Annotated in this window: 19 protein-coding genes; 10 read left to right on the top strand and 9 right to left on the bottom strand. The window is 70.5% G+C overall.

Annotated features, from left to right (window positions below):
• Positions 1–99 precede the first annotated feature (99 nt).
• Genes ITJ67_RS10505 through ITJ67_RS10495 form a run of 3 tightly spaced genes read left to right on the top strand, consistent with a single transcriptional unit; the run spans position 100 to position 3,354 of the window.
• Entirely contained in the window at positions 100–972 is an 873-nt protein-coding gene (locus tag ITJ67_RS10505) for a branched-chain amino acid ABC transporter permease (RefSeq protein WP_160070978.1), read from the top strand.
• On the top strand, positions 969–2,015 hold the full coding sequence (locus ITJ67_RS10500; protein WP_160070979.1) for a branched-chain amino acid ABC transporter permease: 1,047 nt from the start codon (positions 969–971) through the stop codon (positions 2,013–2,015). Before ITJ67_RS10505 ends, ITJ67_RS10500 begins: the two co-directional genes overlap by 4 nt.
• Entirely contained in the window at positions 2,002–3,354 is a 1,353-nt protein-coding gene (locus ITJ67_RS10495; RefSeq protein WP_160070980.1) for a M20/M25/M40 family metallo-hydrolase, read from the top strand. The genes ITJ67_RS10500 and ITJ67_RS10495 overlap by 14 nt, the downstream gene beginning before the upstream one ends.
• An 18-nt stretch (positions 3,355–3,372) precedes the next feature.
• Here ITJ67_RS10495 and ITJ67_RS20275 read toward each other — a convergent pair whose 3' ends face one another.
• Positions 3,373–4,239, bottom strand: a complete 867-nt coding sequence (locus tag ITJ67_RS20275) for a MurR/RpiR family transcriptional regulator (protein WP_160070981.1) — start codon at positions 4,237–4,239, stop codon at positions 3,373–3,375.
• A gap of 254 nt (positions 4,240–4,493) precedes the next feature.
• Positions 4,494–5,393, bottom strand: a complete 900-nt coding sequence (locus ITJ67_RS10485; protein ID WP_194677573.1) for an alpha/beta fold hydrolase — start codon at positions 5,391–5,393, stop codon at positions 4,494–4,496.
• Positions 5,394–5,466: 73 nt separating this feature from the next.
• Here ITJ67_RS10485 and ITJ67_RS10480 point away from each other — a divergent pair, with 73 nt between their 5' ends.
• Positions 5,467–6,219 carry a formylglycine-generating enzyme family protein gene (locus ITJ67_RS10480; RefSeq protein ID WP_194677572.1) on the top strand — a complete coding sequence of 251 codons (753 nt, stop codon included), beginning with the start codon at positions 5,467–5,469 and terminating at the stop codon, positions 6,217–6,219.
• A 57-nt stretch (positions 6,220–6,276) separates the two neighbouring features.
• Here ITJ67_RS10480 and ITJ67_RS10475 read toward each other — a convergent pair whose 3' ends face one another.
• Entirely contained in the window at positions 6,277–6,771 is a 495-nt protein-coding gene (locus ITJ67_RS10475) for a small multidrug efflux protein (protein WP_160070984.1), read from the bottom strand.
• Positions 6,772–6,955: 184 nt separating this feature from the next.
• On the opposite strand from ITJ67_RS10475, the gene ITJ67_RS10470 reads away from it, so the two are divergent.
• Entirely contained in the window at positions 6,956–8,188 is a 1,233-nt protein-coding gene (locus ITJ67_RS10470) for a sensor histidine kinase (RefSeq protein ID WP_194677571.1), read from the top strand.
• Positions 8,185–8,787 (top strand): response regulator transcription factor, encoded by a 603-nt coding sequence (locus ITJ67_RS10465; protein WP_194677570.1) that lies wholly within the window; start codon positions 8,185–8,187, stop codon positions 8,785–8,787. The genes ITJ67_RS10470 and ITJ67_RS10465 overlap by 4 nt, the downstream gene beginning before the upstream one ends.
• Before the next feature lie 446 nt (positions 8,788–9,233).
• Here ITJ67_RS10465 and ITJ67_RS10460 read toward each other — a convergent pair whose 3' ends face one another.
• Together ITJ67_RS10460 and ITJ67_RS10455 are read right to left on the bottom strand one after the other, a co-directional pair.
• On the bottom strand, positions 9,234–11,357 hold the full coding sequence (locus ITJ67_RS10460; RefSeq protein WP_194677569.1) for an FtsX-like permease family protein: 2,124 nt from the start codon (positions 11,355–11,357) through the stop codon (positions 9,234–9,236).
• Positions 11,354–12,145, bottom strand: a complete 792-nt coding sequence (locus tag ITJ67_RS10455) for an ABC transporter ATP-binding protein (RefSeq protein WP_194677568.1) — start codon at positions 12,143–12,145, stop codon at positions 11,354–11,356. The genes ITJ67_RS10460 and ITJ67_RS10455 overlap by 4 nt, the downstream gene beginning before the upstream one ends.
• Before the next feature lie 133 nt (positions 12,146–12,278).
• Here ITJ67_RS10455 and ITJ67_RS10450 point away from each other — a divergent pair, with 133 nt between their 5' ends.
• A complete protein-coding gene (locus tag ITJ67_RS10450; RefSeq protein ID WP_194677567.1) occupies positions 12,279–13,481 on the top strand; it encodes a sensor histidine kinase in 1,203 nt (400 codons plus the stop codon).
• Positions 13,478–14,122, top strand: a complete 645-nt coding sequence (locus tag ITJ67_RS10445; protein WP_194677566.1) for a response regulator — start codon at positions 13,478–13,480, stop codon at positions 14,120–14,122. Before ITJ67_RS10450 ends, ITJ67_RS10445 begins: the two co-directional genes overlap by 4 nt.
• Before the next feature lie 65 nt (positions 14,123–14,187).
• Here ITJ67_RS10445 and ITJ67_RS10440 read toward each other — a convergent pair whose 3' ends face one another.
• Positions 14,188–15,411: a hypothetical protein gene (locus ITJ67_RS10440; protein ID WP_194677565.1), complete on the bottom strand. Its 1,224-nt coding sequence runs from the start codon at positions 15,409–15,411 to the stop codon at positions 14,188–14,190.
• Between the two features lie 138 nt (positions 15,412–15,549).
• On the opposite strand from ITJ67_RS10440, the gene ITJ67_RS20270 reads away from it, so the two are divergent.
• Positions 15,550–18,216 (top strand): tetratricopeptide repeat protein, encoded by a 2,667-nt coding sequence (locus ITJ67_RS20270; RefSeq protein WP_194677564.1) that lies wholly within the window; start codon positions 15,550–15,552, stop codon positions 18,214–18,216.
• Positions 18,217–18,478: 262 nt separating this feature from the next.
• On the opposite strand, the gene ITJ67_RS10430 is transcribed toward ITJ67_RS20270, so the two are convergent.
• Positions 18,479–19,375, bottom strand: a complete 897-nt coding sequence (locus tag ITJ67_RS10430) for a LysR substrate-binding domain-containing protein (protein ID WP_194677563.1) — start codon at positions 19,373–19,375, stop codon at positions 18,479–18,481.
• Between the two features lie 126 nt (positions 19,376–19,501).
• On the opposite strand from ITJ67_RS10430, the gene ITJ67_RS10425 reads away from it, so the two are divergent.
• A complete protein-coding gene (locus tag ITJ67_RS10425) occupies positions 19,502–20,458 on the top strand; it encodes an EamA family transporter (protein WP_194677562.1) in 957 nt (318 codons plus the stop codon).
• On the opposite strand, the gene ITJ67_RS10420 is transcribed toward ITJ67_RS10425, so the two are convergent.
• Positions 20,399–21,211 carry a tyrosine-protein phosphatase gene (locus ITJ67_RS10420; RefSeq protein ID WP_194677561.1) on the bottom strand — a complete coding sequence of 271 codons (813 nt, stop codon included), beginning with the start codon at positions 21,209–21,211 and terminating at the stop codon, positions 20,399–20,401. The genes ITJ67_RS10425 and ITJ67_RS10420 overlap by 60 nt on opposite strands.
• Positions 21,212–21,351: 140 nt before the next feature.
• The gene (locus tag ITJ67_RS20265) at positions 21,352–22,251 is read right to left on the bottom strand and encodes a helix-turn-helix domain-containing protein (RefSeq protein ID WP_194677560.1); all 900 of its coding nucleotides are present in this window, start codon (positions 22,249–22,251) and stop codon (positions 21,352–21,354) included.
• Positions 22,252–22,474 lie beyond the last annotated feature (223 nt).

The raw sequence follows: 22,474 nt of genomic DNA, 5'->3' as shown, positions 1-22,474 counted from the left end.
GAAGTGGCAGCGCAGACCAGCGCCCCTCACAACAGGAGGTCATGGACATGTACGTTGGCGGGACCCATCCCACAGCCAGCTCGACTCCGGCAGGCAACAATGGCTGACGCACTCATCGCCATCCTCGTCTCCGCCGTCGTGCTCGGCTCGCTCTACGCTCTTCTGGCGAGCGGATTGTCGATCGTCTGGTCCACCCTCGGCGTATTCAACTACGCCCAGGGCGGGATCCTGATCGCGGCCGGATATCTCATCTGGACCCTCGCCGGTCCGCTTGGGGTCCCCGTGCTTCTGGCCTTCATCCTCGCCGTCCCGCTGGTGGCCCTTCTCGGCGTCGTGCTCGAACTGGTGGCGGTCCGTCCACTCGTGCACCGCGCCAACGGCACCCTGCTGGTGATGGTGTCGACGCTCGCCGTCGCGAGTGCCATGGGTGGCGCCATGCAGCTCATCTGGGGCCCGACGAACCGCCAGCTTCCCGCAGTCTCAACGGAGACGGTGTCCATCGGAGGGACCCAGGTCGCAGTGACAAGTCTGCTCGCCCTCGCGCTCGCCCTCGCTCTCGTGATCGGGCTCATCCAACTGCTGAACCGCACCGAGTGGGGCGCGGGCATCCGCGCCGTGGCGCAGAATCGCGACATGGCGCTGCTGATGGGGATCAAACCGTCTCGGGTATACGCGACGGTCTTCGGCATCGCGGCCGTCCTGGCATGCGCTGCAGCGCTCATCTACGGAACGACGTCCACCCTCACACCCACGAAGGGCTTCGAGCCGCTTCTGACTGCTTTTGTGGTGCTCGTGTTCGGCGGCTCCGCGACACTCTGGGGAACGCTCCTCGGCGCGTTCGTGATCGGCCTGCTCGAGGCGGCCACCTCGTTCGCGCTCGGCCTGCAGTGGAGTCCGGTCATCGTGTTCGTGGTGCTGGTCGCGGTCCTCCTGATCCGACCCCAGGGCTTGGTCAAAGGACGGACGGCATGAAACATCTCCTCTTCCGCTTCGGCGTCTACGCCGCCCTGCTGGCCGCGGCGTTCTTCACGCCGTACGTGATCGTGTCCGGCCCCGCGCGGCTTCTGGCCATCACTGCCTTGCTCTACGCTCTGCTGGCGACCAGCTGGAACCTGACGGTCGGGTTCGGTGGCATCTTCAACTTCGCGCACGTGGGCTTCTTCGGCCTCGGCGGCTACGCCATGGCAGTCTCGACGGTGTCGTGGGAATGGAATCCGTGGTGGGGCCTCCTGTTCGGCGGGCTCACGGGAGCGGCCGCCGCCGCCGTGGCCTTCCTCCCGGCGCTGCGGATGCGAGGCATCTACGTGGCACTGGTGACCTTCATCTTCGTGCAGTTGTGCTTCTACCTGGTGCTCGCCGTCCCCGGGCTGACCGGCGGCTCCAACGGGCTCCCCGGTGTGCCAGGGCTCGCGCTCGGCGACTTCCGCCTCTCGGATGCCGGCGGACTCGGCTATCTGTGGCTCACGGCGTTCGCTGTCGTCGCTCTGGTGATCGTGCTGCACCACGTCATCCGATCGCCCTTCGGGCAGAGCCTCATCGCGCTGCGCGACAACGAGCAGCTGGCGATCAGCCGCGGCATCAACCGCATCCGACAGCAACTGCTCTCCTTCGTGCTGAGCGGGTCGATCGCGGGCATCGCCGGTGCGCTGTACGTCTCGTTCTTCCGAGTCGCCGACACCACCCTCTTCAGCTTCGGCTTCGTGACCCTCGGCCTGAGCATGATCTTCCTCGGAGGTACCGGACACATCTGGGGACCGGTCCTCGGCGCGATCGTGGTCACGTTCGTCGACCGCTCCCTCACCGGCCTCGGTGCCTGGCAGCTGATCATCATCGGTGCGGGAACCGTACTCGTGATGATCTTCCTCCCGAAGGGGCTGGCCGGCCTCGTCGACACCTCCGTCCGCGCAGTCGCCCGCCAGGTGCGCCGACGGAGACCACCCTCCGCCCCGCAAACCATCCCATCGGCTCCAACCGTCACCTCACCAGGAAGCAGGATCGACCATGCCCGCATCTGACGCACCCCTCATGCCCGAGCCCGCGCTCGCACTCCGCGAACGGGTGCTCGCTGCCGTCGACGCGCTGACCCCGCGGATGATCGAATCGGTGGCTGCCGCCGTGCGCATCCCCAGCATCAACCCGAAGTACCCAGGGCAGGTCTACGACGACCATGTGGGACGCGAGAGCGAGGTCAGTGCGCTCGTCGCCGAGATCTACCGTGAGGCGGGAGCCGAGGTGGAGATGATCTCGGTCGAAGCGCAGCGGGACAACGCCTGCGCCCGTCTCGTCGGGTCCGGTGGCGGACGCTCGCTGCTGCTCAACGGGCACGTTGACGTGGTCCCGGCAAACGCTGAGAAGTGGAGCGAGGACCCATTTTCCGGACGGATCACGGACACGGCCGTCCACGGCCGCGGCACGACTGACAACAAGGCTGGCGTCGTGGCCGCCGCGTATGCCGCCCTCGCACTTGCCAAGGCCGGTGTGACGTTGCAGGGCGACCTCGTGCTCCAGGCCGTTGTCGGTGAGGAGGTGGGCGATCACGAGGCGGGCACCACCGCGGCAGTGAACGCGGGATACACGGCGGATGCGGCGATCGTCGTGGAGCCGTCTCATTTCGATGATGGGGATCCCAACTACGCCATGTCGACCCCGGGCGGCCTGGTGTTCCGCGTCACATTGCAGGGGAAGACGGCGCATTCGAGCCTGCGGGGCATGACCGTCCACCCGACGCTGCGCGGCGAGGCGCTCGGCGTCAACACCATCGACAAGTACTGGGTCGTCTACTCCGCGCTCCGCGAGCTCGAGAACCGCTGGGCGCTCACCGATCGGCACCCCGACTTCGTCCCCGGCTATTTCAATCTCCTCCCCGGCGTCCTCGAGGCGCACCCGGTGGGCTTCCGGGTGCCATTCGCCCACCCGGACGAGCTGGTCGTCGAATACTGCGTGGCCCACCACCCCGACCGCACCAATGCCGAAGTGGTCGCCGAGGTAGAGGCCGTGATCACTGCCGCATGCGCAAACGACTCTTGGCTCGCGGCCAACCCTCCCCAGATTGAGTGGACGCTGCTGTGGCCGCCATACAACGCTCCTGAGGACCTCGACGTGGTGCCGGCGCTGCGCGCTGCGCACAGCGACGCTCTCGGCGCGTTCGACGGTTCACGCCCGGCGCTGCGCGAGGGATTCATGGGCCTGTGCGACGCGACCTGGCTGCAGGAGGCTGGCATCCCCGGTGTGATCTACGGGCCGGGGGCCGCCACCACCGCCCACGCCGAAGGCGAGTACGTGCCGATCCACCAGATCATCACGGCGGCCAAGACCTACGCGCTGACGGCTGTGCGCTACTGCGGCGTGGCCTGAGCGAACGGCGGCTGCGGCTTACGCCAGGGGTGCTCGAGTGGCACCCCTGGCGCGCATGGCCTCGAGCTGCTCGAGCCGCGCTCGCCCCTCGTCGCCGATCCGGTCGGTGACCGCCGCGATGAGGCTCTCCACGAGTGCGAGGGCCGGCACCAGGCTGTCGAAGGGTGACGGTGCCTCGACCCGCACTGGCAGAACGACCCTGGCCAGGTCGGCGACGGGTGAGAGCCACCGATCCGTGAGCAGCACCACCTCTGCTCCCCGGTCTGCCAGGCGCTGGGCGAACCTCACCGTCTCGATGTCGTAGCGGCGATAGTCGAAGACCACGATCACGTCGGTGCGTGACGAATCGTTGACGAGCCCGAGCCGGCCGATCTCGTCATCGGGAACCACCTCGACTCCTGGTCGGATCATCTGCAGGTGCGAGCACAGGTACTTGGCGAGGATCCAGCTGAAGCGGCCACCCATCAGGTGCACTCGGCGTCGCGGATCCGCGAGCAGGGAGACGGCGCGGTAGAACTCGCTTTCCGGCAGCTCGGCGAACGATTCGTTGATCCCCTGGTTGTACAGGTTCGCCGCATAGCCGAGGAACTGCGAGGACTCGACCCGCCTATCTGCGCGGTCATACTGCTCGAGCGGTGATCCGAGATGCTCGTGGACCTCCCGAGCCAGCCGTCGCTGGAAAGCCGGATACCCCGAGAACCCAAGCCGAGAGATGAACCGCACGACCGTCGGCGGCGAGACGTTCGCTCGCTTCGCCAGCTCTGCCATGCGTTCGAGCCCGGCAATCGGGTAATTCGCGAGGAGCGTGCGGGCGACCTTGCGCTCGCTCGCCGAGAACCGATCCAGGGCGTCGCGGATGAGCTCCTCGATCGCCGGTTCGGACACGTCACTGCCTTCTGTCACCGGACACCCCCCTCGTGTAACGCACGTTACGAGGTGAGCCTACCGCCGTTTCTTTCGGGTCGAGCCTTCGACGCCGTCTTCCTCGTCAGACCGGCCCGCGAGCTTCTCCTGCCGCGGCGGACGATCCCGGCTCAGAGCACCTCTCCCCTGCAGATTCGTCGTAGTCCGTGGCTGCCAGCCCCTCGAAGACTCGTCTCCCCCGGAATCGAGGCAACGCGCGCTCGTGACAACGGCCCTCAGATCGATGAATCGTCTCCGGATGCACGGGAGTCGACCCCGCGATCGCCGGCCTGCAGCGCCAACTCGAGCACCTGCCGTGCCACCAGCTCCGGCTCGGATGCCGTGACGACGTGGCCCGACTGCTCCGCCCGCACGTGCACCGCCCCCGGATGCGCGGCGACCGTCTCCAGGTGCGCCGCGATCAGCGGGCCGCGCGTGCGGTCCGCCGGCGTCTCCTTCATGCCCGAGATCACCCGCATGGGCAGGTCGCCGAGCCGCGGCGGGCGCGACCGCAACCCGGCGAGCTCGCTCCCCACGAGGCGCTGCTCGGCGGCGGCGGCCCGGGCCGCGGCCGGGTTCGTCGACGCATCCAGCGCCTGTGCCGCCGCGATCGGACCCATCCCATCGACGAGGCTCCGCAGCTGCACACGCAGCAGGCCGAGTCGGGCGGCGGGTTCCAGCACCGCGGCCGAGAACGCGAAGAGGCGCCGCGTCGAAGGCCGGAAATACAGGGCCGCGTGCTCGTCGCTCTGGTCGACCAGCACAACCCCATCCATCGGCGCACCCGCCGCAAGGCGACGTGCTGCCAAGCGCCGCACGATGGGTCCACCCCAACTGTGGCCGACGAGCACCAGCCGAGAGGGCTCCTGCGCGTTCACCACTGCGTCGAGGTCATCCGCGAGCCGCTCCAACGTGCGCGGGGCGGGATCCGGTGTGCTCTCCCCATACCCGGCACGCTCGTAGGCGACGACCCGCACGCGCTCCGCGAGCACCCGGTGCACGAGCCCCCAGTACAGGCCGCTCGCACCGAGGCCCGCCTCGAGCACGACCACCGCGCCAGCATCAAGAGGCCCGCTCGCGAAGGTGCGCAGGCGACGACCGTCGGGGGTGGTCACGAAGGCGGCGGAGTCGATCATCCCGGCATGCTCTCACGCCCCGACAACCACTCGCCAGGCACCGGTGGCAGCCTCCGGTGCGAGGATGGCCCCAATGGATATCGAATTCTCGGCCATCGAGGGCGGCACCGTCGAGCTGCACGACGCCCGCCGGAAGCTGCGGAGGCGCGTCGAGCTGGAGCCGTTCGAGATCGGCGTCTACGCCGTCACCCAGTCGCAGCTCGGCGAGCTCCTCGGCGAAGCCACCGACGACGGGACCAGCCACCCCGAACGGCCAGCGACCGACGTCAGCTGGCTGCGCGCCATCCGCTTCTGCAACGCCGCCTCCGAATGGGAAGGGCTCGACCCCGCTTACTCGTACGACGGCGAGCAGGTCACGTGGCACGTCGACTCCGACGGCATCCGCCTCCCCACCGAATCGGAGTGGGAGCTCGCGTGCCGCGCCGGGTCGACCGCAGCCCAATACGGGCCGCTCGCCGACGTCGCCTGGACGAGCCTCGACGGCGTCACCAGCCCGCAGCCCGTCGGCGGCAAGCACCCCAACCTCAACGGCCTCTTCGACACCCTCGGCAACACGTGGGAATGGTGCTGGGACCACCTCGACCCGGCCCGCTACGACGACTACCGCGTGTTCAGGGGCGGCGGCTACGCCGACGACACGTGGAGCGTCCGCGCCTCCGTTCGCCGCGGCGGTGCGCCACGCATGCACCACGAGGACGTCGGGTTCCGCGTCGCGCGCGGCGGGTTCGACGCCGTGGATGCGGCCCAGGGCTGGTCAGCGGCAGCCGATCGCGAGCGCGCGACGTTGGAGGGGCCCACCCCGTTCGGGTGGACCCCTCAGAGCTGACCGGCGCCAGCCGCCATCCTCAAGCTGAGGTGACCGTTCGGCTCGGACAGCGAGCCGTCAGACCGCGAACTGGATGACGCCCGTGACGATGAGCGTCAGCAGGGTCGTCCACAGGATGATCGCGGCCGCCTGCCACACCAGCACGCGCCCCTTCGAGATGCCGCTTCCCGCGAGCGCGGCGGCCGTGAAGTGCGTCGGGAGCAGCAGCGGGCCGAGGAGGCTCACACCGGCGACCCCGTAGCGATTGAAGGCACGCTGGAACTTCTCGCGGCTCGCGGTCTTAGGCTTCGCGTCCGCCGGCGACTTCGCGAAGCGTGCCCGGATGGCAGCACCCAGGTACACGACCAGCGCTACCGCGATGAAGTTCCCAACTGCGCCCGCCACCGCGGCGATGACGGGGTTGATGCCGCCGATGATGCCGATCGTCGCGGCCCCCTCCCCCTCGATGAAGGGAACGGCGCCAGCGAGCGCCACGATGAGGGGCTGGAGCCACTCGGGCAGCTGCGCCATCAGGTTCTGGAAGCCGAGGATGAGCTCTGCGATGGGATTCATGGTGTGGCCTTTCCAAGCTGCGATCTGGGCTACCGCGTCGGAGTACCGCGGTGATGACTCCATTCCAGTCGGGATGCTCGCGCAGCGGCAGTGTCACCGCGTCACCACTCCTCGTGAGGATGCGCGTGCCGGTTCGTGACATATGTCACGGGTCGCGCGTCCCCCGCTGGCCTACCGTGGAGGGATGAGCACTCCACGCATCGGCGAGATGGCGCTCGCCCGCGGCGTGACCGCCACCTGGTGGTACACGGCGGTCGGCGTCGTCTCCTTCGTCGCGTTCACGAGCGTGTTCTGGGTCTTGTGGGCCTGGGCGTCGCCGGCGCTCGACGCGCCCTGGCGGCTCCCCGTCTCGATCGCCGGCGGGGCGGCCTGGCTCGCGTCCAGCATCCTCCTGCTCCTCGACTACCGACCGAGCGTGCACGCCGCCCGTGACGGCGAACGACACCTGCGGTCGCCGCTCAACGTGACCGGGTTCACGGCCGCCGCGCTGGGCGCGCTGCTGCTCGGAGTCGGCACGTCGTCCGTGTTGGCTGCGGTCGGGGTCCTCGGGTTCGTCCTGGCTGTCCGACCGTGGACACCCGGCGTCCGGTGGCGGGTCGTCGTCGGGGCGACGGTGATCGTGACCGCGCTCGTCTTCGTGGAGGCGTCCAGCTTCACGAGGCAGGGCATCCCCTCGAGCGCGTTCTCAGCGCCCGCGTTCTTCATCGTGATGCTCCCCACCATGACCGCCTTCTCCCTCTGGTGGTGGGAGATCGTCCTCGAACTCGACCGGGCTCGCGCCGCCGAGAGCCAGCTCGCCGCGACCCGCGAGCGTCTTCGTCTCGCCAACGACGTCCACGACCTGCAGGGCCACCACCTGCAGGTGATCGCGCTGCAGCTGGAGCTCGCCGAGCGGCTCCTCACGAAGGACCCGGCGGCGGCGGCAGAGCAGATCCGCGCCGCCCAGGGCGCCGTCGATGAGGCGCGCGCCGGCACCCGGGCCCTCGCGACGAGCTTCCGAGGCGTGCCCCTGCCCGACGAACTCGAGAACGCGGCCGACCTGCTGCGCGCCGCCGGCCACGACGTGCGGATGCACGTGGGACCGGGCACCGCATCCGCCCCAGTCGCTGTACTCGGACCGATCGTGCGCGAGAGCGTCACCAACGTGCTCAAGCACGGCGACGGTGCCCGCGCCCGGATCGAGCTCAGCCGTGATGGCGACACGTGGCTCTACCGGATGGTGAACGACGCCGCCGACCGTACTGAGAGCGCCGAGGCCGACATCGCCTGGGGCAGCGGCCTCACGGGCATGGGCGAGCGCCTCGAGTCGAGCGGCGGTGAAGTCGAAGCCTGGAACGACGGCACGAGCTTCACCGTGCAGGTGCGACTGCCCATCGCCGCCCTGCACGCTGCGGCGAGCACGGAGGGACACGCATGATCCGGGTCCTGCTCGCCGACGACGAGGACATGATCCGCACGGCGCTCGCCTCGCTCCTGCGCCTCGAGGACGACCTCGAGGTGATCGCCGAGTGCAGCACCGGCACGGCCGCCGTCGAGGAGGCCCTGCGCCTCAAGCCCGACATCTGCCTGCTCGACCTCGAGATGCCCGGCCTCGACGGTGTCGAAGTCGCCGAGCGTCTGCAGGGGCTGCCCGAGGTGCGGTGCATCGTCGTCACGAGGCACGCGAGGCCCGGGGTGCTGCGTCGGGCGCTCTCCGCGGGGGTGGAGGGGTTCATCCCGAAGTCCCGCCGGGCCGAGGAGGTGGCCGACATCATCCGCCGGGTCGCCGCTGGCCGACGCTACGTCGACCCGGAGATCGCCGCGGATGCGCTCGCCGACGAACGCAGCCCCCTCACCGACCGAGAGCTCGACGTGCTGCGGGCCGGGCAGCGGGGCGAGACGATCGCGGAGATCGCCCGCACCCTGCACCTCTCCCCCGGCACCGTCCGCAACCACGTGTCATCGGCGCTCGGGAAGCTCGCCGTGTCGACCCGGCAGCAGGCGACCGTCGTGGCCCGCGAGCGCGGCTGGATCTAGCGCGGCGGGCCGGCTGGCCGCCCGGTGCCCTGCCCAGCCCAGCCTGGCCTGGCCCACCACCCAAGTTTCGGGATGGAAACATCACTTCGTTGCAGAAACTTTCCCAGAACGAAGCGACTTCCCCATCCCGAAACTCGCAGCACCGTCGGATACCCACCCGAACCAATCCGCTCGCCAGCCCGACGAAACCCACGCGAGGCCCACCGGCAGACAAGCCCACGGGCGCACCCAAAACCCACGGGCATAAGGACACCCACGTCCGGTTTCGGGATGGAAACATCACTTCGTTGCAGGAACCTTCCCAGAACGAAGCGACTTCCCCATCCCGAGTTAGCGGACGACGGATGGGCAGACGGGCAGACGGACGGGTTGCGGGGCGAAAGGCAGGACGGGCGGGCAGGCGGCCGGGCAGGCAGACCGACGAGCCCACTGGCTGCCGACGCGCGTCAGCGGGCGGCCACTCCGATGGCTGGCTGCACGCGACTCGCGGTCCGCATGGGCGCGAGCGCAGAGAGCACCGACGCGCCCACCACGCCCGCGCCGAGGACCGCGAGTGCCCCGAATGGCGGCACCCCGCCTGCCATGCCGAGGCTGTGCAGGGCGAGCAGCCCGTATCCGCATCCCACGGCGACGCCGATCCCCGCGCCGATCGTGGCGGCGAGCGCTGCCTCTGCAGCGACGGAGCGGCGAGTTCCTGCGCGGCTGACGCCCAGGGCGCGCAGCAGCGCGATCTCCTGTCGTCGCTCGGCGACCGAGAGCGCCAGCGTGACGGAGACCCCGATCATCGCGACGAGCAGCGTCACCCCGATCATGGCGGCGCCGATGAGCTGCCCGATGAGAATCGTCTGCTCGATCCCCGCCTGCACATCGGCGGCCCAGTACACGGGGATGCCGGCGTCCAGGCGGTCGAGCACGGCTGATCGCAGCGCCTCAGGCGCCACCCCCGGGGCCGGGTCGATGAGGATGTCCGCGTCGGCGAGGCGCGCCTCCACGTTCGGGTCAGCGGAGAGGCGGTCGATGACCGCGTCTGGGTCGTCCACGAGGTCGACGGGAATGATGGCCGCCGTGGGGAAGTTGCGGGCGACGCTTGCCTCGGCGTCGGCGGTCGCGCCGGCGACGCCGACGGTGAGCGCCGCTGTGAGGCCGACACCCAGCGTCAGCACGGTGGTCATGGCGGCGGTGCGGCGGGATGCGCGACGTGCGTTGGACATCGTCAGCCGAAGGGCGACTGACCTGGATGCGAGGGGCCGCAGCAGCAGGGCCGACCAGCGTATGAGGAAGGGCCCGACGGCGACGAGTGCCGCGAAGACGAGCGTGCCGCTCAGCGCGGCGAGCGCGAGGCCGAGGAACTCGTCGGTGGGCGCAACAGCCACCCCTGCGATCGCGGCGGCGGCTGCGAAGGCGGCCGCTGTGACAGCGGTCAGACCGCGGGCTCCTCCACGCAGCGGACGTGCATCCGACGAGCGTGCCTCCCCGAGCGCGGCGACCGGCGAGGTCCTGCCCGCAGCCTGTGCAGCCGGGAGTGCGGCGACGATGGAGCAGGCCGCGGCAAGGACGAGGCAGGCGATGAGTCCTGCAGGCGCGGCGTCGAATGGTGCGTCGACCAGCCCGGCCCCTCTCGCCGCCGCGACGAGCACCGCGGCGGCCGCGAGCCCAACTGCGACGCCCCCTGCTCCGCCGACGAGTCCGATGAACGCCGCCTCGACGAGCACCGAGTGGCGGACCTGGGCCCGTGACGCCCCGACGCAACGCAGCAGGGCGAGCTCGGCGGCTCGTCGGGCCAGCAGGATGCGGAAGGTCGAGCTCACGATCGCGACGGCGGACAGCACAGCAAGGCCGACGAATACCGTGAGCGCGCCGAAGACGCCCACGAGCGTGTCGGTCACCGAGCGCGCCTCCTCCGCGCGCCGCTCCTCGCCGCCCACGACAGTGCTCTCCCCCGCCACCGCGCTCAGCACGTCGAGGTCGGGCTCGCCCGTCACGAAGATCTGCATGGGGGTCATGGCGTCGCCGATCGCAACTGCATCCTGCTCCCGGATGAGGGCGACATCCTGACCGAACTCGTGCACCTGCCCGATGCCGGCGACCGTGAGCTCATGGCCGCCCGCCACGAACACGTCGCCGACCGAGGCACCGGAGCGTTCGGCCGTGCTCGAACCGATGACCACCTCGCCGACCTCCGGAGGGGCGCCGGCGGTCAGCGCGCCGATGCCGCTCAGCGGGCCGGTACCGGGGTCACTCGTCAGCTTCCAGACGGTGGTGGAGCCGCCGAGTTGCACTTCGACGTCGCCGAGGTACTCGACGGCGACCTCGTCCACGCCGGGGAGCGTACGCGCGCGCTCGGCGATCTCCGTGACCGCCTCCGTCGCGAGTTCCGCGTGCGGGAGGACAACTGCATCCGCCGCCGCCGGTGTGCTCATGCCGAAGGCCACGAGTGCGGTCCGGGCGTTGAGCGCGATCAGCAGGGACGCCGCCGCGAAGGCGGTCGCCGCGACGATCGCGATGCCGATGAGGACCGCCTGGCCCGGCCTCCGGAGCACGCTTCTGGCCGCCGCGCGGATGACGATCATGCGGACACCCCCGCACCGGCCGCGAGCGCGGCGACGTTCTCGAGCACCCGACCGCGGGTCGGCGAGGGCAGCGTGCCGGCGGCCCTCCCGTCCCTGAGCAGCACGACCTCGTCGGTGACGGCGGCGGCCACCGGGTCGTGGGTGACCATCACGACGGTCTGCCCGTACTCGTCGACACACGCGCGCAAGAGCGCGAGCAGGGAGCTGCCCGACTCGCTGTCGAGGGCACCGGTCGGCTCGTCGGCGACGATGAGGTCGGGTCGTCCGAGCAGGGCCCTCGCGACGGCGACCCGCTGACGCTGACCGCCGGAGAGCTGTGCAGGCAGGTGCCGGAGTCGGTCGGAGATGCCGAGCCGCTCGACGAGCTCAGCCCGCCAACCACGCTCGGGGCGACGCCTGGCGAGCGACGCTCCGAGGTCGATGTTCTCACCCGCGGTGAGATGCGGGAGCAGGTTGCCGTCCTGGAACACGAACCCGATCCGGTCTCGACGTGCTGCCGTCAAGGCTGCGTCGTCGAGCCGCCCGAGGTCGGTATCGCCGAGCAGGATACGGCCGGAGGTCGGCTGGTCGAGCCCCGCGAGGCAGTGCAGCAGGGTCGACTTACCTGAACCGGAGGCACCCATGATGGCCGTGAACCGCCTCGCGGGCAGGTCGAGGCTGAGCCCGTTGAGGGCGCGCACTCGGTTGCCGGAGGCACCGTATTCGCGCACGACGTCGATTGCTTGAGCGGCCAGCGGGAGCGGCTGCGCGGAGGGCTGGGAGCGGACAGCGCCGAGGTCTTGAGTCATGCATCCACCCTCCGGTGCGGGAATGCCTGCCCGCCTCGACCGAGGGGACGGTCATGTCCGGCTCGCTCGTCCCTTCGAACGATTTGCTGGTGAGACGCAGTGGAGCTCAAGCCGGTTCCGCGAGGATGGATGAGTGACGACAAGCAGCGACGGCGGACGAGGGCGGCTCGGCTCCCTCCCAGCCCGCCTCAAGGCGGCGCCGAAGATCGCCGAGTTCGTGGCGCTCGCGTTCCTGCTCGTGGTCGATTTCGAGCTCGCCGCCCGGTCCGCGGTCGTCCCGGAGTCCGGCGCCGCCGATGCGCTCATCGCTGGCGCCATGGCGACCGCGTTCGTTGCTCTCGTCGTGGCTGCGCTCGTGGTCGCTCGAGGCCGGCTGCCCGTCACACTCACCGTGCTGTCCGCGTTCGCGGTCTCGCTCCTCGCATCCGGTGTTGCCGCATCCATCGGCTTCCCCTGGTTCTCGCTGACCGAGTCGGCAGCCCTCGCCGCGCTCACAGTGTTCGGCGTGCGCGCCGCTTCTCCCCGAGGCGCGATCGCCGTCGGCGGCGGCGCGCTTGTGGTCGCGCTTGCCATCACCCTCCTCCGCATCGGCGTCGACGAGGCCGCGATCCTGCTCGCCATCCTCATCTGGGGGTGCGCCGTGATCGGCGGTGTCGCAGCTCGGTTCGTGCGCCTCCGCCGTGAATCCGCTTTGGAGACTGCTCGCCGAACCGAGCGCTTGGAGCTGGCGCGCGAGCTCCACGACGTAGTCGCGCACCAGGTCACCGGCATCGTCGTGCAGGCCCAGGCGGCACTCGCCGTCGCCCGCGACGACCCCGAGCGCACCACCGAGGCTTTGACCGCCATCGAGGCGGCCGGCGCTGAGGCACTCACCGGGATGCGGCGCATGGTCGGTGCGATCCGCGACGAGCACAGCGACGGGAAACCCGCATCCTTGAGCGTTGGATACGGTCTCGCGGACATCCCGACGCTGGTCGAACGGTTCGACCCAGCCCGCGAGCGCACGACGCTGCACCTCGAGGACGCGGATGCGCCCCTGCCGCCGGGCGTCGGCGAATCCGTGTACCGCGTGGTCAGGGAGGCGCTCACGAACGCCCGCAAGCACGCGCCTGCGGGGACCACGGCGGTGTCGGTGCGGGTGATCGACGCCGAGTTGGTGCTCGAGATCGAGAACGACGGGGTGCCCGCCGGTGCTCGCGAGGACGCCACTGCCGGGTTCGGGCTCACGGGCATGTCCGAGCGGGTCGCGGCCCTCGGCGGGGTGATGACCGCCGGCGCGGGCACCTCGGACACGTGGACCGTCGCGGTCTCCCTCCCCCTGGAGACGCAGCGATGATCACCGTCGTGCTCGCCGATGACCAGGAGATGGTGCGCGCCGGGTTCCGCATGATCCTCGAAGCTGAGGGCGACATCCGCGTGGTGGGCGTCGCCGGCTCCGGCGACGAGGCCGTCACCGCGACGACGAAGACGAACCCGGATGTCGTGCTCATGGACATCCGAATGCCCGGGATGAACGGGCTCGACGCCACACGCATCATCACCGCTCGGCCTGACGCGCCGCGGGTCGTCATCGTGACCACGTTCGACAGCGACGAGTACCTGCGTTCCGCGCTGCAGGCGGGCGCATCCGGTTTCATGCTCAAGGATGCAGGACCGCGGCTGCTCGTCGAGGCGGTTCGCGCCGCCGCCGGCGGGGACGCGCTGGTCTCGCCCTCGATCACGGTGCGGCTGCTGGGCGAGCTCGCTGGCACCGCCGTGAGAAGGACCCCGACCAGCGTCGAGCACGAGCTCTCCGAACGGGAGGTGGAGATCGCGGCCGCAATCGCCCGCGGCGGCACCAACGAGGAGATCGCCGCCGACCTCTTCGTCTCCGTCTCGACCGTGAAGACGCACGCGCGCAACATCAGCGTGAAGCTCAGTGCCCGCAACCGCGTCGAGATCGCGGCCTGGGCGTGGCGGATGGGCGTCGTCAGGTGAGCGAGCGATGACGGAGGCGGGAGCCGCTGCGTGCGATTCCCGCCTCCGTCTTCGCCCCAGCGAGCTCAGCTCCGGTGGTGGCGACGGCGCGTCAAGCCGTAGGCCCCGAGCCCGAGCAGCAGGGCGCCGACCCCGGCGATCCAGCCGAAGGTCGCCGTGCCGTCGAAGCCCGTGTTGGCGAGCGCGTCAGGGGTGTTGGATCCGCCCGCTCCACCCGCCGGTGGCGTGCTCGTCGAGCCCGCGCCCGCAGGAGCGGTCGCGGTCGTCGTCGCCGATGCACTAGCCGTCGGAGTCTCGCCGCTTGTCGAAGTCGCCGTCGCCGTCGCCGTGGGCGTGGGCGTGGGCGCGCTCGGCACGATCTCGATCGCGTCCCAGCCGAGCACGGCGTCGTCAGCGTCGGAGACCGCGATGGTCCGGTCTCCGGCCTCCAGCTCGACCGGCAGGGTCACGGCGATGCGCCCGGCATCGTCGACCAGCACGGAGCCGAGCAGGAGCGGCTCCGGGGTCTGCAGCCAGACATTGACCGTCGCACCTGCGTAGTCGGCGCCGACCCCGAGGGTGACCGTTCCGCCGATCTCCGCGGATGCGGGCACCGAGATGCCGCCGCGGAGTTCTTCCGCGAGATCCTCAGCACCGATGGGCGCTGGCGTCGGCGTCGCAGTTGGCGTCGGCGTGCGAGTGGGGGTCGCCGTCGGCGTGGCCGTCGCGGTCGCGGTCGCGGTCGCGGTCGCGGTCGCGGTCGCGGTCGCCGTGGCGGTCGCCGTCGGCGTCGGGGTGGCCGTCGGCGTGGGCGTCGCCGTAGCCGTAGGCTCTGGGGTCACGCCGCCGATCGCTGCGGTCCACTCGAAGGGCGAGGCGACGCAGGGGAGGACGGGCAGGTCCATCTGCGCCAGTCCTTCGCCCGTGAAGGTGCCATCCGCATCCAGTACCCCGGAGAGCTCGTAGGTGGTCGTGCCGCTGCCGCCGCTCAGCTCCCATTCGACCTCGAACGGCACGCCGACCTCGACGTCCACGGGCGGGTTGTCGCCGGACCAGACGATGAAGATCGTCTGCGGGAACATCCCGAAGATCGAGCAGGTGCTGGTGGTTGAGAAGCCGGTGAGCGTGCCGTTGCCGTCGATGGTGAACTCGACGTCGCGACCGCTGTCGGTGGTGCCCGAGTAGTTTCCGGCGGTGGCTGGTGCCGCCGAGGCTGGCAGTGCCGCTGCCGCAGCGAGGAACCCGCCGAGTGCGAGCGAAGCTCCCGTGAGCAGGGCCGCGCGCCGCCGCGTCCGTCGTCGTGTTGTCATAGGGGAGGTCACCTTTCGTCGGGCAGCAGCATCGGCCGCGTCTCCTTGCCCAGGGCGCGGCCACACCAGCCTCGCGGGGTGCCATCTGGCGCGGCAAGGGCGCGCCCCGACCCCGTACGAACCCGTACGGGTCGACGCGTGACGCCCTCCGGACGCCCGGCCGGGCCAGCGGATGCGACCATCCCCGTCTCTGCTACCTTCATCGGCATGAGCGCGCCGGTCTCGACCCTCGACGATCCCGACCTCCCTCCCGCGACGTTCGACGAGCTCGTCGGACGTCTTCGGCAGTTGCGCCAGCGCTCCGGTTCTCCGTCGTTCTCGGAACTCACGGAGCGTGTTCGCGACGTTCGAGTCAGCCGTGGGGCCCACGCGCGGGAGTCAGCGGTCGGCCGCATGACGGTCTACGACTGCTTCAGGCTCGGTCGCCGTCGTCTCGATGTGCCCCTGGTGCTCGACATCGTGCGGGCGCTCGGCGTCGACGATCGCGGCGCGCAGCTGTGGTCCGACTGGTGCGGCCGCGTGCTGAGCGGCGGCACGGCGCTCCGGGTCGCGAGACTCGGCCTCGACGAGTCCACCAGCCCCGCGGCTCCCCTGGTCGGGCGGGCGGATGAGCTTCGAATGCTGACGGCGAGCGAGGGGCCCGCGGTCATCACGGGGATGCCGGGCGTCGGCAAGACGCAGCTCGCGGTCCAGGCGCTTCACGCCCTGCTGGACACGGACGCGATCAGCGACGTCGTGGTCGTCAACGTGCGCGAGCAGCTGAGCAAGGGTGGGGCCGCGGATGCTCGTTCGCTTGCAGACGCGCTGGCTCGCGCGCTCGACGTGCCCGCGGAGGCCCGCGACACCGAGGCGTCGGTGATCGCCGCAGTCGCCGACGCCGCCGCCGCGCGCCGAATCGGGGCCTTCGTCGATGACGTCAGCGAGCTCGCTCCCCTTGAGCCGCTCATCCGTGCGCTGCGGACCCCGACCATCGTCGTATCTCGGAACGAGGCCGAGCGAGCGCCGTGGCTGCGGCTCGTCGAGCTCACCCCCTGGAGCGACGAGGAGACCGGCGCCTTCCTGCGCGCCAGCATCGGGACGGACCGCGCCGACTCGGAGCCGGAAGCACTGCAGGGTCTCGCCGCCGCGACCGGCGGATTGCCGCTGGCCGCACGCCTGCTGTGCACGCGCATCCTGCAGCGACCGCACTGGCGGCTCGCTGACCACCTCGACGAACTCGACGAGCGCGAAAGCGCGCCGGATGGGCCGTTGCGCGCGTCGATCGAGCTGAGCTATGCGGCGCTCGACGCGCAGGTCCAGCGCACGCTGCGTCTCCTCGCTTCTGTTCCCAGCGATGGTCTCGACACGGCGGCCGTCGGGGTCGTCGCGGATGCACGTGACCAACTGCGCGCATCCGCGGTCCCCTCGGCGCAGGCGCAGGCGTCGGCCCTTGATGCCCTCCAGGAGGCGCAGCTCGTGCAGCGCTCGACCGGAGCGACGCTGCTGCACCCGGTTGTCCGATCGTTCGCGCTGTCGCGCAGCCTCGAGGAGGATGCCCCGGTGGAGCGCAGGGCCGCACTCGACCGGGTGCTGGATCTCTACCTCCGGCGCGGCTGGGCTGCGCTCGAGATCAGCTACCCCGACGCGTTCGAGCGAGCACGTTCGAGCACACGACGGGCCGCTGATTCGGAGCGTTCGGAGGGGAACCGCGGGTTCGAACCACCGCTTGGCGACGGCGACGCGGCGGAGTTCTGGCGGGGCCAGCTGCCGGTGCTCATCGAGCTGTCCGCGGCGGTCGCGGACAGACGGCCCGAGGTGCCGATCGAGGTCAGCGAGCTCGCCGCGCACCACCTCGACGTCGACGGCAGGCACCGCACCGCCGAACAGGTGCACCGTGAGGCCCTCCGTCGTGCGGAGGCGCGCGGCAACCCGGAAGCCATGGCGGTGGCAGCGCACCGCGTCGGCCAGTCGATGGTGCGGATGGGCAGCCCGTATGCGCGTGCCGAGCTGCTGCGTGCGCAGCAGCTCGCCGAGCACGTCGGCAGCGACGAGCTTGTGCTCAAGGCCTCGAACACCCTGGCCATCCTCGCCGCACAGGGTGGTGATCTCGACGAAGCGGCCCTGCGGTTCGAGCAGGCCGTCATCGCCGCCGAGCACGGCGGGCTCGACCACTTCGCGGCGTCGCTCAACGACAACCTCGGGGTCGTGCTGCGGCGCCTGGGCGACCTCGAGGGCGCCAGAGCTCGGCATGGAGCAGCCCACCGAATCGCCCTCACCCGGGGCGACGAGGTCGCAGCTGGTGTGGCACTTGTCAACCTCAGCGACGTCGAGGTGGAGCTCGGCGACTTCTCGAGCGCGGCGAACTCCGCGCGCGAAGCCGTCCGCCTGACCGAGCACCAGGCGGGCCTGCCGCACGCGTACGCACTCACGAATCTCGCCCTCGCGCTTGCCGGCCTCGGTGACCGTGACGCAGCGGCGGCACAGCACGGGGCCGCGCTCGCGCTCGCCGAGGCCATGGGCAACTCGTCGCTTGTCGCTTCGGTGAGGAACAACCTGGGTGAACTGCACCTGCAGTCCGACCGGGTGGCGGATGCGGCCGGGCACCATGCGCTCGCCCTCGAGGTAGCCGAGGGTTCCGCCAACACGCACGAACGTGCCAGGGCGCTGCTCGGACTCGCGGAAGCGGAGCTCCGCGCGGGAACGCCGGACGTGGCGCGACAGCACCTGGCAGCCCTGATAGCAGGCATCGATTCGAGCACGCCGGCGGTGGCGACGCCGCAGCTTGAGCGCGCTCGCGCGCTGCTCGCTGAGCTCGACGCCGTCTGAGATCGGCCGCGCCCATCCGGTCCGCCGCCCATGCACTCCCCGAGCTACGCCGCGCTCTTCCCGACCCGCAGCCCGCGCACCCCAACCGCATCACTCAAACCTCGGGCTGGAGAACTCACCTCGTTGCGGGAACATTGCCCGAACGAAGTGACCTTTCCATCCCGAGACCAGGCGGGCGACCAGGCAACCGGGTTGGCGGGCGGCGGCGAGACAAGGCGGTAGGCAGGCAGCCGGCGGCGAGGTACGCCGACCAAGGGCCTCGTCAGCCGGCGGTGAGCCGGTCGAGCACATGGCGCAGCAGCGGCCACTCCGCGGTGCCGCGGAGGTACGCGGCGGATGCGCGCAGCATGGGCGGGTCCTGCATCCGCACGATCCGCACGTTGTCGCGCTGCTCCCTCGTGAGGGGCAGCATCCCGACCCCGAACTCGGCGGCGATGAGATCTTCGACGAGGGCCAGGTCGTCGGACTGGTGCGTGACGTTCGGCTCGTAGTCGGCGAGCGATGCGAGCACGCCGATCGCGATCTCGTCGGCGTTGTTCCTGGAGTTGCCGATCCACTCCTGGTCGCGCAGCGCCAGCATGAGTTCGCGGTTCGGCAGCGGCACCAGCCCGCGGCCCGGGAGCGCGTCGGCGTGGCGGTCCGCCATGCCGATACCCCACTCCCCCTGCCAGAGCCGTACGCTCTCGTAGCCGGCGGGGATACGCAGCGGGGCGAGCGTGTAGTCGTAGACGAGTGCCAGGTCGATTCGGCCGGCATCCACGAGCGCCAGCGCTTCGTCGGGTTCCTGCTCCTCGAGCACGAGCCGCACCCCCGGGTGCGAGGCGGCGAGTTCGCGCATGATCGGGAACAGGGCGCGGGCCGCCGTGGCGAAGCCGGCAACGCGCAGGGTGCCTTGCGGCTCACCGTCGGGGTCGAAGTCGCGCTTCGCTTCATCCAGGCTCGCCAGTATCCCGGATGCGCGCGTCGCGAGCCGAGCACCCGCGGCGGTCAGCCGCACCCCGCGCCCGATTCGCTCGAGGAGTCGCGCACCCAGCTCCTGCTGCAGGAGTGCGAGCTGCTGTGACACGACGGACGTCGTGGTGCGGTGCAGCTCGGCGACCGCCCGCATAGAGCCGAGCCGGTCGAGGTCGACGAGGTACTCGAGGCGTCGTGTCTCCATGGGCCCTCCAGCCGATGATCCTGGTCGCGGTCGTCACCGTCCACTCCACCATTGTGCGTGTTTCACGAACGATGTGTTCGCTCATCTCGCGTGGACACGGACACCGCCGAGCGACATCCTGAATCCATGACCACGTCCAAGCTCGCGCCAGCTCCGCGGGGAACTGCACGTTCCGGCACGCTCATGACCATCTCGGCGATGCTCTTCGTGCAGCTCGGGCTCGCGCTCAGCACCGGCCTGTTCGAGCAGCTCGGTCCGCTCGGCACCGGTTGGATCCGCCTCGTGTTCGCGGCAGCGCTCGTGCTGGTCATCGTGCGCCCACGCCGTTCGTGGTTCACGCGCAGCAGCTTCCTGGCATGCGTTGTGCTCGGCGCGGCAACCTCTGGAATGACGCTCCTCTTCACGCTCGCGATCGACCGCATCCCCCTCGGCACTGCCGCGGCCCTCGAGTTCCTGGGTCCGCTCGCCGTCGCCGTGCTGCGCAGCCGCGGCCGGGCGCTGCTCTGGCCGCTGATCGCCGCCGTCGGGGTCGTGCTGCTCACGGAGCCGTGGACGGGGAACATCGACCCGCTCGGCGTCCTGTATGCGCTCGCCGCGGCCGCCTGCTGGGCCGTCTACATCCTCTGCACGCAGCGGGTGGGTGACGAGCTGAGCGGGGTGCGCGGCCTGGCCGTGTCGATTCCGGTCGCCGCCGTCATCGCGAGCCTCATCGCTGCTCCGAGCACGATCCCTTTGCTCACCTGGGAGGCCGCCCTCGCCGGCCTGGGCCTGGCCGTGCTCCTGCCGACCGTGCCGTTCATGCTCGAGATCCAGGCGCTGCGCCGCATCACCGCGGCCGCGTACGGAACCCTCACGAGCCTGGAGCCCGCCGTCGCACTGGTCATCGGGCTGCTGCTCCTGCACCAGGTGCCGGGCATCCTGCCGGTTGTGGGTCTCGCGCTGGTCATCGTGGCGGGCATCGGCGTCGAACGCTCGGCGGGACGCGCAGCTCCAGCGAGCGCCCCGACGCCCGATGATCCCGGTTCAGGCGCCCGTGAGGCGCCCCTTGAGCGCGGCGAGCTCCGCACCGGTGAGACCGCCTGACTGCAGGTACGCGGCCGAGCCGCCGTGGGCATCCACCCATTCGAGGGCACGCTCGATGGCTGACGCCGGGGTGGCAGCGACGAGGTCCTTGATCTCGTCGGTGAGCGGCAGGCCGTACTGCGCGACCATGCCGTACATGCGCTCAGCCCACTCGCCCGCGAGGTGCTCACCGGACGACGTGTAGTCAGCGACGATCGCCGATCGCTCGACCCCGACCGCGTCGAGCAGCAGTGCCGAGCCCACTCCGGTGCGGTCCTTGCCTGCGGTGCAGTGGACGAGCACCGCCGTCGGCGGGGCGGTCGTCGCGTTGGCGACCAGGCGTGCGAGCTCAGCGAACGACGTGGCCCCGTGCTCGAGCATGCCGACGTAGAGCTCGCCGAGCGAGGGGATCTGCGCGAGCACCGCATCGAGCGCCTTCGCCTGCTCGGCCGGGTCTCCACCGCCAGCCGTGGACTGCAGCCCCTGCTGCACGAGTCCGGACACGGCACCCTCGAGCAGGGGCAGCTCCGCAACACGGAACGGGCGACTCACGGGGAGGCGGTCCGGCGCCATCTGCCGCTCTGAGGGGGTGCGGAAGTCGACGATGACACCGATATCGCTCGCGGCGAGCTCCTCGAGGCCGGTCTGGGTGAGGGAGCTCAGCGCATCTGACCTGTAGAAGAGGCCGGGCGTCGTCTTGCCGCCAGCCGCCAGCGGCATGCCGCCGGTGTCTCGGAAGTTGAAGGTGCCCTGGAGTGATGTCGCCGTCGTCATGCGACCAGCCTAGGACGGGGCTCCGACATTGTGTCGGTCGCGTGTGGGGCTCGTCGTGGGACTCCCGTGCCGACACCGATGAGCACCCCGAAAGACGAGGAGCTGCCATGGGCTGAACCCACCCAGCAGCGAGCGTCAGCTCACTCCACCGCGGGAGGGATCGCCTTCTGCGGCGACACCGCGGCGTCCGGGGCCGCGGCCAGAGCACTGCGCATGCGCCGCGCCGTGCCGAACCCCGCGCCCCTGGCGGCCGCATCCTGATTCGCTCCCTCGAGCAGCAGGCGCTGCGCGAGGCGCACGCGCGCCCTCCTGAGGTAGGCCGACGCGGTGTCACCCGTCGCGGCGAACGCCCGATACAGGTGCGCCCGGGATGCGCCGAGGGCGGCTGCCATCGAGTTCACCGTGGTCGCCTCGTCTGACGCGAACCGGGAGACGTACTTGACGGCCTCGCTGTAGACGTGAGCGAGGTCAGTGCTCGCCGTACTGAGCGTGCGGAGCTCGGTCTGAGTTGCCAGCGCCCAGACCAGCGCCTCGACGCCGAGCCCGACGCGGGTGAAGGCGGGGTCCTCAGCGCGGAGTCCGCCGCTGAGGATGGATGCGGAGGCGTCGACGAGCACCTGCAGGTAGGCATCCGACGCCGAGGTCGTTCCGACGTAGTTCTCCGTGAAGGACTGGGGGCGGGGAAAGATCACCAGGAGGCTGCTGACCGGACCGTTCGACGTCTTGCTGACGAGGTCCTCCGGGTTGGCGAACAGCACGCTGCCCGGGGTGAGCGTCTCCAGCGTTCCGGCGATGTCGACCACGACCTCGCCTTCCAGGCAGGCGAGGAGCAGCCTGGCGGCGCCCCCGGCAAAGGCGCTCGGGACTTCGTATCGGAAGGTCGCTGCCGTGTGGCGGTAGCGGCTGAGGGCGAAGGTGTCGTTCTTGAGCACATCGCCGACGACCCTGAAGTCCTGACCGTCCGACTGGAGATGCCATCCCCAGCCCCGCACGGTCTCGACGGCCTCCGGCCCCACCTCGTCGACAGTGAGAGAGACCACCCGAGGGAGTTCCGCCCGCATCGGCCACTGGCCGTCACTCGACTCCCTCACGGCAACCTCGGTGTCTGCCTGACTCGTGTGCTCCTGCACCTCACCCATTCCAATCGCTCGATGTCATTCGGAGAACGCGCAGACCGCGCGTTCCCTGGTGAGACGACACGAGCGCGGTGTTCGTCACACATTCCATTCTGTCGGATGGGTTGGAGAACGGGGTTGCGCGTCT

This window comes from Pseudoclavibacter sp. VKM Ac-2867, from assembly GCF_015351275.1.
Taxonomy (GTDB): domain Bacteria; phylum Actinomycetota; class Actinomycetes; order Actinomycetales; family Microbacteriaceae; genus Pseudoclavibacter.
Note: the sequence above shows the minus strand (reverse complement) of the source record. Positions and strands in the feature narration are given on the sequence as shown.